This is a genomic window from Mycolicibacterium arabiense, from assembly GCF_010731815.2.
Lineage (GTDB): Bacteria > Actinomycetota > Actinomycetes > Mycobacteriales > Mycobacteriaceae > Mycobacterium > Mycobacterium arabiense.
In genome coordinates this window covers 4932179-4944373 of the sequence record NZ_AP022593.1, presented here as the reverse complement: position 1 = coordinate 4944373, position 12195 = coordinate 4932179, and the positions used below count along the sequence as shown (strand labels likewise).

At 68.2% G+C, this 12195-nt stretch carries 14 protein-coding genes; 4 read left to right on the top strand and 10 right to left on the bottom strand.

Annotation, left to right across the window (positions count from 1 at the left end; translation table 11 throughout):
• Positions 1-61 precede the first annotated feature (61 nt).
• The 3 genes from G6N61_RS25460 to G6N61_RS25450 all read right to left on the bottom strand — a co-directional run bounded on the left by G6N61_RS25460 (position 62) and on the right by G6N61_RS25450 (position 2977).
• The gene (locus tag G6N61_RS25460) at positions 62-715 is read right to left on the bottom strand and encodes a GNAT family N-acetyltransferase (RefSeq protein WP_163922853.1); all 654 of its coding nucleotides are present in this window, start codon (positions 713-715) and stop codon (positions 62-64) included.
• Between the two features lie 18 nt (positions 716-733).
• Positions 734-1984: a molybdotransferase-like divisome protein Glp gene (glp, locus tag G6N61_RS25455; protein WP_163922850.1), complete on the bottom strand. Its 1251-nt coding sequence runs from the start codon at positions 1982-1984 to the stop codon at positions 734-736.
• Between the two features lie 78 nt (positions 1985-2062).
• Complete coding sequence (locus G6N61_RS25450) at positions 2063-2977, bottom strand: UTP--glucose-1-phosphate uridylyltransferase (RefSeq protein ID WP_163922847.1); 915 nt, start codon at positions 2975-2977, stop codon at positions 2063-2065.
• A gap of 69 nt (positions 2978-3046) precedes the next feature.
• Here G6N61_RS25450 and G6N61_RS25445 point away from each other — a divergent pair, with 69 nt between their 5' ends.
• From G6N61_RS25445 to mscL, 4 genes are all read left to right on the top strand, one after another.
• Positions 3047-3658 carry a 5-formyltetrahydrofolate cyclo-ligase gene (locus G6N61_RS25445; protein WP_235887300.1) on the top strand — a complete coding sequence of 204 codons (612 nt, stop codon included), beginning with the start codon at positions 3047-3049 and terminating at the stop codon, positions 3656-3658.
• Between the two features lie 121 nt (positions 3659-3779).
• Positions 3780-4163 (top strand): FmdB family zinc ribbon protein, encoded by a 384-nt coding sequence (locus G6N61_RS25440; RefSeq protein ID WP_163922844.1) that lies wholly within the window; start codon positions 3780-3782, stop codon positions 4161-4163.
• A gap of 64 nt (positions 4164-4227) precedes the next feature.
• Complete coding sequence (locus G6N61_RS25435) at positions 4228-4890, top strand: SAF domain-containing protein (RefSeq protein ID WP_163922841.1); 663 nt, start codon at positions 4228-4230, stop codon at positions 4888-4890.
• A gap of 69 nt (positions 4891-4959) precedes the next feature.
• Positions 4960-5397: a large-conductance mechanosensitive channel protein MscL gene (gene mscL / locus G6N61_RS25430; protein WP_163922838.1), complete on the top strand. Its 438-nt coding sequence runs from the start codon at positions 4960-4962 to the stop codon at positions 5395-5397.
• Positions 5398-5466: 69 nt separating this feature from the next.
• On the opposite strand, the gene G6N61_RS25425 is transcribed toward mscL, so the two are convergent.
• From G6N61_RS25425 to rpmF, 7 genes are all read right to left on the bottom strand, one after another.
• Positions 5467-6102: a porin MspA gene (locus G6N61_RS25425; protein ID WP_163922835.1), complete on the bottom strand. Its 636-nt coding sequence runs from the start codon at positions 6100-6102 to the stop codon at positions 5467-5469.
• Between the two features lie 123 nt (positions 6103-6225).
• On the bottom strand, positions 6226-6861 hold the full coding sequence (locus G6N61_RS25420) for a porin MspA (protein ID WP_163922835.1): 636 nt from the start codon (positions 6859-6861) through the stop codon (positions 6226-6228).
• 697 nt (positions 6862-7558) lie between these two features.
• Complete coding sequence (locus G6N61_RS25415; protein WP_179973717.1) at positions 7559-8098, bottom strand: MogA/MoaB family molybdenum cofactor biosynthesis protein; 540 nt, start codon at positions 8096-8098, stop codon at positions 7559-7561.
• A 29-nt stretch (positions 8099-8127) separates the two neighbouring features.
• Positions 8128-9474 carry a S1C family serine protease gene (locus G6N61_RS25410; RefSeq protein ID WP_163922830.1) on the bottom strand — a complete coding sequence of 449 codons (1347 nt, stop codon included), beginning with the start codon at positions 9472-9474 and terminating at the stop codon, positions 8128-8130.
• A 153-nt stretch (positions 9475-9627) separates the two neighbouring features.
• Positions 9628-11115: a HAMP domain-containing sensor histidine kinase gene (locus G6N61_RS25405; protein WP_163922827.1), complete on the bottom strand. Its 1488-nt coding sequence runs from the start codon at positions 11113-11115 to the stop codon at positions 9628-9630.
• Positions 11115-11801, bottom strand: coding sequence for a response regulator transcription factor (locus G6N61_RS25400; protein WP_163922824.1), 687 nt, complete (start codon positions 11799-11801; stop codon positions 11115-11117). The genes G6N61_RS25405 and G6N61_RS25400 overlap by 1 nt, the downstream gene beginning before the upstream one ends.
• A gap of 104 nt (positions 11802-11905) precedes the next feature.
• Positions 11906-12079, bottom strand: coding sequence for a 50S ribosomal protein L32 (gene rpmF, locus G6N61_RS25395; protein WP_163922821.1), 174 nt, complete (start codon positions 12077-12079; stop codon positions 11906-11908).
• Between the last annotated feature and the right edge of the window lie 116 nt (positions 12080-12195).

Sequence of the window (12195 nt, the reverse complement as noted above, 5' to 3'; positions counted from 1 at the left end):
CACACCTGTAATTCTCCTTCTACAAGCACATTCGCCACTGGTGTCACATCTGCAACAGGTTTCACGCCCAGTTCGCTCGCCCGGACCGGACCAGCGCTGCCGTTGCGGACACCTGCAGTTCCTCGACGGTCAGCGCCACCAGAAGATGGTCGCGCCACGCGCCGTCGACCTCCAGGTAGCGCCGCAGCAGACCCTCTTCACGGAACCCGGTCTTGGCCAGCACCCGGCGACTCGGCGCGTTCTCCGGCCGCACCGTCGCCTCGATCCGGTGCAGCATCACCCCGCTGAAGCCGTGATCGACGCCCAGCGCGAGCGCCGCGGTCGCCACTCCTCCGCCGTTGAACTGGCGAGCCACCCAGTAGCCGATCCAGGCCGACCGCAACGCGCCATGGGTGACGTTGCCGATCGTCAACTGCCCACAGAACTCGCCGTCCAACTCGATCGCATACGGCAGCATGCGGCCCCGTCGTGCCTCGGCCCGCAACCCCGAACAGATCGACGGCCAGGACGAAACAGCATGCCGCACTTCCCAATCGACCTCCGCGACCGGCTCCCACGGTTCGAGGTGAGCGCGGTCGGCCAACCGGATGCGGCTCCACACGCCGCCGTCGCGCAACCGCACCGGCCGCAGCCTCACCAGACCTGCGCGCACCCGGATCGGACCGATCGGCTTGGGCCAGCCCGGATGCAGCGAGGCGGAGCGGAACAGGTTCACCGACGTGCCACCGGTCGGTCAGCCGCGCTGGGCCAGGAAGGCCACGTCGACGACCTCACCGGTGCGGACCTCCTCGGTCTCACTCGGCACCATCACCAGACAGTTCGCCTCGGCCAGCGTCGCCAACAGGTGTGACGACGCGCCCGGCGCACCACCGAGCGCCTGCACCAGGTACTCGCCGGTGTCCTGGTCGCGCATGAGCTGCCCACGGAGGAAGCCCTTGCGCCCGGCGACCGAGCTGATCGGCGACAGCGCGCGGGCCTGCACGACACGCCGAAGCGGTTGCCGCTTGCCCAGCGACATCCTGATCAGCGGACGCACCATGACCTCGAACACGACCAGCGCGCTCACCGGATTGGCAGGCAGCAGGAACACCGGGACGCCGTCGCGTCCCAGTTGGCCGAAGCCCTGCACCGACCCGGGGTGCATCGCGATGCGGGCGACTTCGACCTCGCCCATGTCGGCCAGCACGGTGCGGACGCTCTCGGCGGCCACACCGCCGACCGCCCCGGCGATCACCACGACCTCGGCGCGGTTGATCTGACCCTCGACGACGTCGCGCAGGGTCTTGGCCTCGGTGTCGACGATCCCGACCCGGTTGACCTCGGCGCCGGCGTCACGGCCGGCCGCTGCCAGCGCGTAGGAGTTGACGTCGTAGACCTGCCCGTTGCCCGGCGTGCGGGAGGTGTCGACGAGTTCCCCACCCACCGACATCACCGACAGTCGCGGCCGGGGATGCACCAGCACCCGCTCGCGACCCACGGCCGCGAGGAGACCAACCTGGGCTGCGCCGATGATCGTGCCCGCGCGGACTGCGACGTCACCGGGCTGGACGTCGTCCCCGGTGCGGCGCACGTAGGCACCGGATCGCACGCCGCGCAGGACGCGCACCCGCGAGTCGCCACCGTCGGTCCAGCGCAGCGGCAGCACCGCGTCGGCCAGCGTCGGCATCGGCGCACCGGTTTGCACCCGCGCCGCTTGGCGCGGCTGCAGGCGGCTGGGGGTGCGGGCACCGGCCTCGATCACGCCCATGACGGGCAGGCTCAGGTCGCCGCGGTTCTGGTCGTCGTCCGCCCCGGCTCCCAGGACGTCGACGCTGCGCACCGCGTACCCGTCGATGGCCGCCTGGTCGAAGCCGGGCAGCGGTCGCTCGGTGACGACCTCTTCCGCGCACATCAATCCCTGCGCCTCGGCGATCGCCACTCGAACGGGTCTGGGTGCCACCGCAGCGGCTGCCACGCGAGCCTGCTGCTCCTCCACCGAACGCAAGTCAAGCCTTTCTACAGTCCTAGGGCCCGCCGTGCGCACGTGCGCGTCGCCGCCCAGCCCGTGGGCTGGGTTGCCGCGTCAGCCCGCGGAAAGGCCCAGTCGCTCGACCAGCCAGCTCCGCAGCTCGGGGCCGTAGTCGTCGCGTTCCAACGCGAAGTCAACCGCAGCCTTGAGGTAGCCGCCGGGATTTCCCAAGTCGTGTCGGGTCCCGCGGTGCACCACTACGTGCACTGGATGCCCGTCCTCGATGAGCAGTGCGATGGCATCGGTCAGCTGGATCTCGCCGCCGACGCCCTTCTGCACTCGGCGCAACGCGTCGAAGATGGCGCGGTCCAGCACGTAGCGTCCGGCGGCGGCGTACAGCGACGGCGCGTCCTCGGCCTTCGGCTTCTCGACCATGCCGTTGACCTTGAGCACGTTCGGGTTGGCGGCGTCGGGGACGACCTCGACGTCGAAGACGCCGTAGGCGCTGATCTTGTCCTCGGGCACCTCGATCGCGCACAGCACGGTGCCGCCGCGCTTGGCGCGGACCTTCGACATGGTCTCCAGCACGCCGGTGGGTAGCACCAGGTCGTCGGGCAGCAGCACCGCGATCGCGTCCTCGTCGGACGACAGGCTGTCCTCGACGCAGCCGACGGCGTGCCCGAGGCCCAGCGGCTCGTGCTGGACCACGGACTCGACTTTGATGAGCGCTGGCGCCCGTCGCACCTTGGCGAGCATCACCTGCTTGCCGCGCGCCTCGAGGGTGCCTTCGAGGACGAGGTCCTCGACGAAGTGCGCGACGACGCCGTCCTTTCCCTCGGAGGTGATGATCACGAGACGCTCGGCGCCCGCCTCGGCGGCCTCGGCGGCCACCAGTTCGATTCCGGGGGTGTCGACGACCGGGAGCAGCTCCTTGGGAACCGTCTTCGTCGCGGGCAGGAAACGGGTTCCCAGACCTGCGGCGGGAACGACGGCGGTACGCGGAATCGGCACCAGAGCCTGTGGAGTCATCCGTCACACGATAACGCCCTAGGCCGCTCGCCACCGTGGGACTCCGTCAACTTTGCGCGACGTGGCCAGGTGGGTGACAGGCTGACGATCGTGACGGGCGCGACGAGGACGAAGGCTCAGTGGCGAACCGCGATCCTGCGGGCCCGCCGGGAACTGCCACTGGAGGCGCGCCGCGCCGATGCCGACGCGATCCGAGTGGCGTTGCGCAGCGTCGTCCGCCGTGGAGACGTCGTCTGCGCCTACGTGCCGTTGGCGACGGAACCGGGGTCGGTCGAGATGCTGGACGCATTGGTAGCCGCAGGCGCACGGGTGCTGCTGCCCGTCGCGCGCGACGACGAGGGAACCCCGATGCCGCTGACGTGGGGCGCCTACCGCAGCGACGCACTCGTCGAGGCGCCGTTCGGGCTGCGTGAACCCGCGCCGCCGCACGAACCTCCCCACGCGATCGCCGCTGCCTCGGTGGTGCTGGTGCCGGCGCTGGCCGTGGATCGCCGCGGAGTCCGGTTGGGCCGGGGTGCCGGGTACTACGACCGCTCGCTTCCACTGGTCGGCGCCGGCGCACGACTGTGCGCGGTCGTGCGGGACGACGAATTCGTCGAGGAGTTGCCGGGTGAGGCACACGACGTGGCCATGACGCACGTGCTGACACCGGGGCGAGGATTGTTCGAGCTGCCGCACTGATGAAGTGCGCTGCTCGTCACGTCGCGTCGAGAGCTGCGGCAGGAATCGACAGGGCCGCGTGGCGGTTCTAGCACTTGCACCGGTAGAGTGCTAACAAGTTTGACCATCTTCGGAGGTTCACGTGCCGACCTATTCGTACGCATGTACTGAGTGCGACAACCGCTTCGACGCCGTTCAGGCGTTCACTGACGATGCGCTGACGACGTGCCCGCAGTGCTCGGGCCGTCTGCGCAAGCTCTTCGGCAAGGTCGGCGTCGTCTTCAAGGGCAGCGGCTTCTATCGCACCGACAGCCGCGATGCGGCCAAGAGTTCGTCGAGCAGCTCGTCGAACGGCGATTCCTCGTCGTCGACGTCCTCGTCCTCCGAGTCGTCGACTTCGGCCGGCAAGGACTCCGGCAGCAAGGACTCGAGCAGCTCGAGTTCCAGCTCGTCTGGTTCGTCCAGTGACGGCGGCAGCAAGTCGTCGTCGAGCAGTACGGCTCCGGCGTCCGCCGGCTCCAAGTAGAGGTTGTCCACAGGCGTGCGCGTTGGGCATGTTCACGGAGACCGTCGCTCTCTAGCGTGAGGGCATGGGCCATCCGCTCGATCCGTCGGCGTTGAGCCGCCTTGCGGCGCTACGCCCCGACTGGACGCGTACCGTTGCCGCCCGCCGCGCGCTTGCAGGTGCCCTCGTCGTGCTGGCCGCCGTCGCAGCCCTGCGCCCCGACCCTTCCGACGGACGCGTCGACGTCGTGGTCGCGGCCCGAGACCTCACCCCCGGCACCGCGCTCACCGAGGCCGATGTCGTCGTCGAATCACATTCGGCGACAACGGTTCCCGATGGCGCGCAGTCCAGTCTCGACGGTTTGGTCGGCATGAACCTCACCGGGCCCGCCCGACGCGGCGAGGTCATCACCGACGTGCGCCTGCTGACCCCGCGTCTCACCGAGGCCACCGCAGGACCAGACGCCCGGGTCGTGGCACTCGACCTCGCCGATGCCGCCCTACTCGACCTGCTGCGACCCGGTGACGTCGTCGACGTCCTCGCTGCCCCGTCGACGCTGCCCGGCGATCAGGCCGACGCCCCACCACGGGTGTTGGCGGCCGAGGCCGTCGTCGTGATGGTGTCGCAGCGGTCGGCGTCACCCACCAGCGGCGATCAACGCGTCGTACTCGTTGCGCTGCCCTCGCGATCCGCGACCGAGGTGGCGGGCGCATCCCTGACCCAGGCGCTCACGCTCACGCTGCGGTGACGCGGTACTTCACGCGTCCCAGCGAGTTACGGTTGCGACGCAATCGTCACATCCGGAAGGGGACATCTCGTGCTCAAGGGCTTCAAGGAGTTTCTCGCTCGCGGCAACATCATCGACCTCTCGGTCGCGGTCGTCATCGGCACCGCGTTCACCGCCCTGGTCAAGTCGTTCACCGACACGATCATCACGCCGCTCACCAGTCGCATCGGCGCCAGCGGTACCGACGTCGGGCTGCTCAAGATCAGCATCGGCGGCGGCCAGACGATCGACCTCAACGTGCTGATCTCTGCGACCATCAACTTCGTCCTGGTGGCCGCCGTCGTCTACTTCCTCGTGGTGGCGCCGTACAACCGGCTTCGCAAGCGGGGCGAGGTGGAACAAGCCCAGGACACCGAACTGAGCCTGCTCACCGAGATCCGCGACCTACTGGTCGACGGCCGTGGCAGCGCGCCCGGCGCCGGGCCCAGCCCGGACACGGCGAAGGTGACGAGCGCCGACAAGGACTGACACTTCCCCAGAACGAAGACAGCCCCCCGGCCTGAGCCGGGGGGCTGTTCTCGATGAGCGGTCGAGCAGTTAGTTCATGTTCCAGGGCTCGCCGTAGGTGGTGACGCTGTCGCCGGTGCTCGAGATCAGTCGAGCGAACGGACGCAGCAGCACGCCACCGGCAGCACCGGTCACCGTTCCATGCGCGTTGGAGACGGCAACCGCACCGTCGGGACCCGCGACGTCCACCGAGAAGGTGGCGACTTCCTGGATGCCGGGGCCGTTGCCCAGGTCAGCACTGAAGGACACGCCGGGGAACAGGTTCGGGGTGATGACCGACTCCAGACCGAACGGAGGACCGGTGATGTCACCATCGTCGATCAGGATGTTCGGGGTGGTGTACGAGAAGTTGATGCCCACGCCGAGCGACCAGGGGAAGCCGATCTGGTAGCCCAGCTCCAGCGTTCCCTCGAACTCCTCGGCACCGGGGCCGGCCACGATGTACTTGGCCTTGCCCGAGTGGAACCACTCACGGGTGAGCCGGTTGCGGTCCAGGGGGAACACGCCATTGAGGAACGTGTCCCACTGCTGGATCGTCAGCGTGCGGTCCTTGCCGTCAACGAGGCTCAGCTCGTTGTCCAGACCTGCGTGTGAGGTGCCCGTGCTCGCGAACAGAGCCGCGATGGTCGCGACCAACGCGACCAGCACCCGACTGATTGCCTTCATTTCTGGTGACCCTTCTCGGTGAGTACTGCGGTGAATGCGGCCCTGCGGAGCGAACGTGCCGGCCGGACCGAAGTCCGACCGGCACGCACCGCTACCTAGTGATCGTCACAGGAGTGACAATTGTTAATTCATGTTCCAGGGCTCGCCGTAGGTGGTGACGCTGTCGCCGGTGCTCGAGATCAGTCGAGCGAACGGACGCAGCAGCACGCCACCGGCAGCACCGGTCACCGTTCCATGCGCGTTGGACACGGCAACCGCACCGTCGGGACCCGCGACGTCCACCGAGAAGGTGGCGACTTCCTGGATGCCGGGGCCGTTGCCCAGGTCAGCACTGAAGGACACGCCGGGGAACAGGTTCGGGGTGATGACCGACTCCAGACCGAACGGAGGACCGGTGATGTCACCATCGTCGATCAGGATGTTCGGGGTGGTGTACGAGAAGTTGATGCCCACGCCGAGCGACCAGGGGAAGCCGATCTGGTAGCCCAGCTCCAGCGTTCCCTCGAACTCCTCGGCACCGGGGCCGGCCACGATGTACTTGGCCTTGCCCGAGTGGAACCACTCACGGGTGAGCCGGTTGCGGTCCAGGGGGAACACGCCATTGAGGAACGTGTCCCACTGCTGGATCGTCAGCGTGCGGTCCTTGCCGTCAACGAGGCTCAGCTCGTTGTCCAGACCTGCGTGTGAGGTGCCCGTGCTCGCGAACAGAGCCGCGATGGTCGCGACCAACGCGACCAGCACCCGACTGATTGCCTTCATGTTCTCCCTATGTGTCGAAGGTGATCCGGCAGGCTCACCGCTGTGGTTCCGGTGGGTGGTCTTACGCCTCAACCACACACCGTGCAAGAGCTTCATGTGAGCGGAATTAGAAAGTCCACATGTTGCTCTTATCAATCGCTCATCGTTGACAGCAGAAACATAACGGTGAGGCATCCCCCCGGCAACGCAAGCAATTCTCGAGTTTGGGAGACGTTCGGCTGAGAGAGCGATTTGCTGGGACGTCCCGGGGTCAACTCGTGTACGGGTCCGTCTACCAAGGCGCCCCGCCATCGACGCCGGTCACATACCGGAAGTATCCATGGGGTGAGGTGCACACCTGTGGCCCGCGGCTTTTCGCTCAGCGGGAAAGCACAGGTCAGCCGTGGTGTGGTGGGACGTTGTCCCGCAGCCAGCGATCCCGGTCCGGATCGTCGTCGGGGCGGGTGTCGTCGCGTTCGTCACTAGTGATAGTGGGAATGGATTCGCCGAAGATCTTGTTAACTACATCCCGCGTTGGCCGCGCTGCGTCGGTCACGAGATCCACCCGGTGTGACGAAGATCACAGTTGGCGCATCGCCGCTGTTCACCGTGCGTTAACAGAACACGGGTGTGACGTACGAGGTTTCGCTTCATCACGAGCATTGCTCCACCTGAACCCCCGCGACCGCGACCGAGGTCGGGCCGTGTGAACACCGGCTCAGATGTCCAGGCTGGATAGCTGGGCGATGACCTGAGTCGCAAGCGGACCCAGAGTGGCCATGCCGTCGCGTACCGCGCCACGTGAACCGGGAATGTTGACGACGAGCGTGCTGCCCGAGATGCCGGCGAGGCCGCGGGAGACGCCCGCGTCGACGATGCCGGCCGACAACCCGGAGGCTCGGAGCGCCTCGGAGATGCCGAGGAGCTCCCTGTCGAGGATCGTGCGCGTGGCCTCGGGCGTGACGTCTCGGGGCGTGACACCGGTGCCACCGACGGAGACCACCAGATCGACGCCACCGATGACGGCGGTGTTGAGCGCGTTGCGAATCTCGACCTCGTCGGACGCCACGACGACGACGCCGTCGACCACGAATCCCGCTTCACCCAATAGTTCGGTGACCAACGGACCGCTGTGGTCCTCCTCGTCGCCATGCGCGGTGCGGTCATCGACGACCACGACCAGCGCGCGGCCCACCAGTTCCGACGGCTGTTCCATGAAGCCAACCGTATATGGCCCGGCCGACGCGGGCGCGACCATTCTCAGCTCGGGCCGCCCCGGCGCGATGGTCACTGGGCGGCCTTGCCGAGGGTGACCTGCACGGTCTGCGGCTTGCCCGACGGATCGAGGTAGGTCAGCGTGACCTGGTCACCGGGTGCCTTCGACCGCACGGCCGCCACGAGCGCGTCGGCGCTGCCGATCACCCGGTCGTCGACCTTGGTGACGACGACGCCGCTGGGCAGGCCTGCTGCCGCGGCAGCACCACCGCTGGTGACGTCGACGATCTTGGCGCCGTCTGCCGCCGCATCGTTGCCAACCTGCACGCCGAGCGAGGCGTGCGAAGCGGTGCCGTTCTGGATGAGTTCGTCGGCGATGCGCTTGGCCTGGTCGACCGGAATGGCGAAGCCGAGCCCGATGGAACCGCTCTGCGACTGCGCCGAGTCACCGCCCAGCGTGGCGATCGCGGAGTTCACGCCGACGAGTTCGCCGTTCATGTTGACCAGCGCGCCACCCGAGTTACCCGGGTTGATCGCGGCGTCGGTCTGGATCGCGTCGAGCACGGTGTTCTGGTTCTTCACGTCGCCGCCCGCGGCCACGGGCCGGTTCAGCGCGCTGACGATTCCCGTGGTGACGGTGCCCTCGAGCCCCAGCGGCGACCCGATGGCCACCACGTCCTGGCCGACGCGCAGATTGCCGGAGGAGCCGACCGTGATGGGCGCCAGGTCCCTGGCGTTGTCGGCGCGGACCACGGCGATGTCACTGCTCGGGTCGGTTCCCACGACGGTGAACGACGTGGTCGCTCCGTTGGCGAACGTGACCTTGGTCTGGACGGCCCCGCCGCCGGGACCGCCGTCCTTTGCGGCCGAGACGACGTGGTTGTTGGTGAGGATCAGTCCGTCGGACGACAGGATGATGCCCGAGCCCTCCTCGGACTGCCTGCCCATGTCGGTCTCCAACTTGACGACGCTGGGAACGACCTTGGCGGCGACCTGCTCGACGGAGCCTGCGGGCAGGCTGGCCGCAGGCTCGCCGGGCGTCGCACCGGAGACCGAGGACACCGATGCCCGGTCGGGCTCGACCAGCGTCGCGACACCGCCGCCAATGCCGGCCGACACCAGTGCAATCGCGAGCGCTCCCACCGTCAAAGCGCCTGCGCGGGAGCGGGTTTGGTGTGCCGGCGCGTGCCCACCGGGCACGACGCGGGTCTGCGCACCGCCGGCGTAGGGGTCGTAGGGTCCCCGGTAGGCGTGCTGCTGGGTGGGGTGCTGCTGCGTCGCGTAGCGCCAGTCGTAGTTCGGCTGCTGCGGACCGGGACGAGCCTGCCCACCCTGGTAACCAGGCGCCGCGTGGTCGTAGCCACCGGGACGCGGGCCCTGCGGCGGCTGCGGCGGCGAGTACCTCGGGTGGTTCGTCATCTGCGGTCTGCGCTCTTCCTTCGAATCGGTGCCTGGTCGATCAGTACGTACAACGAAACGCTCGTCCAGACAGTGCCCCCCTGGGCTGAGAATCCACTTAGAGATTCTTCGGGGCAGGCCGAGACTTCCCCCCGACCGCCAGACCAATCACCCTCAATCATCGACGCCCGCGTTCGACCCGTCCACTGCAGCGCCCGCGCGTGTCGCCATCGGACGGCCGGGAAGCACCACGTGGATCGAGGTCCCCGGCGGGTCGGCGCCAGGCACGGTGTCCTCGATCCACAGTGTCCCACCATGTTTCAGCACGACCTGCTTCACGATCGCCAGCCCGAGGCCCGAGCCGGGCATGGCGCGCGCGGCCGTCGAGCGGAAGAAGCGCTCGAACACCAGCGCCCGTTCGTCGGCGGGGATGCCGGGTCCGTGGTCGGCGACGACGAGCGTCGCGTTGACCGGATCGATCTGCACCAGACGGACCCCGACCCGGCCGCCGGGCGGGCTCCACTTGGCGGCGTTGTCGAGCAAGTTCAGCACGGCCCGCGACAGACCGGCGGCATCGCCATAGACCTGCCAGCCCTCCAGCAGGACGTCGAAGTCGATGTCGTTGCGGCGCCGCCGAACTCGCTCGAGACTGCGCTCGACCACCTCGGCCATGTCCACCGGCTCGTGCACGGCGATGCCTTCGTCGTCGCGGGTGAGGTCGACGAGGTCGCCGACGAGGGTGGACAACTCCTCGATCTGTGCGATGACGTCCGTGCGCAGATCGTCCATCTCCTCGTCGGGCAGCCGCGGGGCGCCAGGCTGCTGCGACGCCATCAGCAGCTCGACGTTGGTGCGCAGCGAGGTTAGCGGGGTGCGTAGTTCGTGGCCTGCGTCGGAGACCAGCCTGGCCTGGCGTTCACGCGACTCGGCGAGAGCGCGCAGCATCATGTTGAACGCCTCGGTCAGACGCGCGAGTTCGTCGCTGCCGTGCACGGGTATCGGGCGCAGATCGTCGGTCCGCGCCACCCGTTCGGCCGCCTGCGTGAGCCGGGCCACGGGTCTCAGCCCGGTGCGCGCGACGGTGCCGCCCGCGATCGCCGCGACGGCCATGCCGAGCCCGCCGACGATCAGCAGGATCGTGCCCAACCGGCTGAGCACCTGGCCCGTCGGCTCCATGCTCTTCGAGATCAGCAGCGAGCTGCCGTTGTTGAGGTGATACGCCAGCACCCGCTGCCCGTTGATGGTGCGCAGCGACATCCGGAGCTTGCCGGTGATGACGTCCTTCTCGGGCGGTCCGAGCGGCAGGGTCTGCCCCTGCTGGTTGGCGGTGTAGATCGACCGGCCCGGGTTCACGAGCATCGCGTTGACGTCGGAGTACGCCGTGCCCTCGATGGCCTTGCCGGGGTCGGCCGCCAGCGACCCGCTCTCGATCAGCAGCTTCGCCCGGCTCTGTAGCTGGTTGTCGACGTCCTGGTAGAGGGCGCGGGACACCACCACGTACACCGCGACGGCCATGAGCACCACGACCATCGCCACCATCGACATCGCCAGCAGCATCACCCGCCAGCGCAACGACACCGAACTCACGTCGTGCAGTACGTCGGTGGCCGGGCGGCCGGAGGGATTCGGCCGCTGCTTGCGCCACGGCTTCACCCGAGCCATCAGGGCGGGGTCTCGCGCAACACGTAACCCACACCGCGCACGGTGTGGATCAGTCGCGGCTCTCCCTCGGCCTCGGTCTTGCGGCGCAGATAACCGACGTAGACCTCGAGCGCGTTGCCCGACGTCGGGAAGTCGAAGCCCCACACCTCCTCCAGGATCCGGCTGCGAGTGAGCACCCGGCGGGGGTTGGTGATCAGCATCTCGAGCAGCGCGAACTCGGTGCGCGTGAGGCTGATGGCGCGTTCGCCCCGCATGACCTCACGGGTGACCGGATCCAGGCTGAGGTCGGAGAACGTCAGCGCAACCGACTCGCCATCGTCGTCGGGTGTCGCGCGACGAAGCAGGGCGCGCATCCGGGCCAGGAGTTCTTCCAGGGCGAACGGCTTCGGCAGGTAGTCGTCGGCGCCGGCGTCGAGGCCGGCCACGCGCTCGGACACCGAGTCGCGCGCGGTGAGGACCAGGATGGGCAGATCGTCGCCCGTGCTGCGGAGCTGTCGGCAGACCTCGAGTCCGTCGAGGCGCGGCATCATGACGTCGAGGACCACCGCATCGGGGCGGGTGCTCGCAATGGATTGGAGGGCTTCCACGCCGTCCTGCGCCAATTCGACCGAGTAGCCGTTGAACGAGAGTGAACGGCGGAGGGATTCGCGGACAGCGCGATCATCGTCTACGACAAGTATTCGCACAGCCACAGTCTCAACCCACTGTCTGAGACTGGGCTGAGAGGCGCGCCGTCAGGGTCGATTCCCCGGGTCGCTGCGCTCCTGCCCGCCGATCACGGCGCGGTGGGTCAGCGGCGGTCGAGGTCGATCAGGCCGAGGCGTGCGGCCTTGAGCAGGCGACGCGGCACCTTGTGCTGCTGACCAGCGACGTTGACGTTGACGAGCCCGGTGGCCTCGGTCTTCCACTGCGCGCGACGGCTACGGGTGTTCGAGCGCGACATCCTCCGCTTGGGCACGGCCATGACGAGCATCTCCTTGATCAGGGGTGTTGCCGCGCATACGACAGCGGCCAACGGTTGCCTAGAAGGATAGCCGCCGACCTGCGTAGCGTCCAAAACGCAGGCCGTCGCCCCCGCCG

Bases quoted from the DNA above. Each gene is read 5' to 3' on its own strand.
- G6N61_RS25450 (WP_163922847.1), bottom strand. From the start codon at position 2,977: ATGACTCCACAGGCTCTGGTGCCGATTCCGCGTACCGCCGTCGTTCCC.
- G6N61_RS25435 (WP_163922841.1), top strand. From the start codon at position 4,228: ATGGGCCATCCGCTCGATCCGTCGGCGTTGAGCCGCCTTGCGGCGCTA.
- G6N61_RS25425 (WP_163922835.1), bottom strand. From the start codon at position 6,102: ATGAAGGCAATCAGTCGGGTGCTGGTCGCGTTGGTCGCGACCATCGCG.
- G6N61_RS25420 (WP_163922835.1), bottom strand. From the start codon at position 6,861: ATGAAGGCAATCAGTCGGGTGCTGGTCGCGTTGGTCGCGACCATCGCG.
- G6N61_RS25415 (WP_179973717.1), bottom strand. From the start codon at position 8,098: ATGGTCGCGCCCGCGTCGGCCGGGCCATATACGGTTGGCTTCATGGAA.
- G6N61_RS25410 (WP_163922830.1), bottom strand. From the start codon at position 9,474: ATGACGAACCACCCGAGGTACTCGCCGCCGCAGCCGCCGCAGGGCCCG.
- G6N61_RS25405 (WP_163922827.1), bottom strand. From the start codon at position 11,115: ATGGCTCGGGTGAAGCCGTGGCGCAAGCAGCGGCCGAATCCCTCCGGC.
- rpmF (WP_163922821.1), bottom strand. From the start codon at position 12,079: ATGGCCGTGCCCAAGCGGAGGATGTCGCGCTCGAACACCCGTAGCCGT.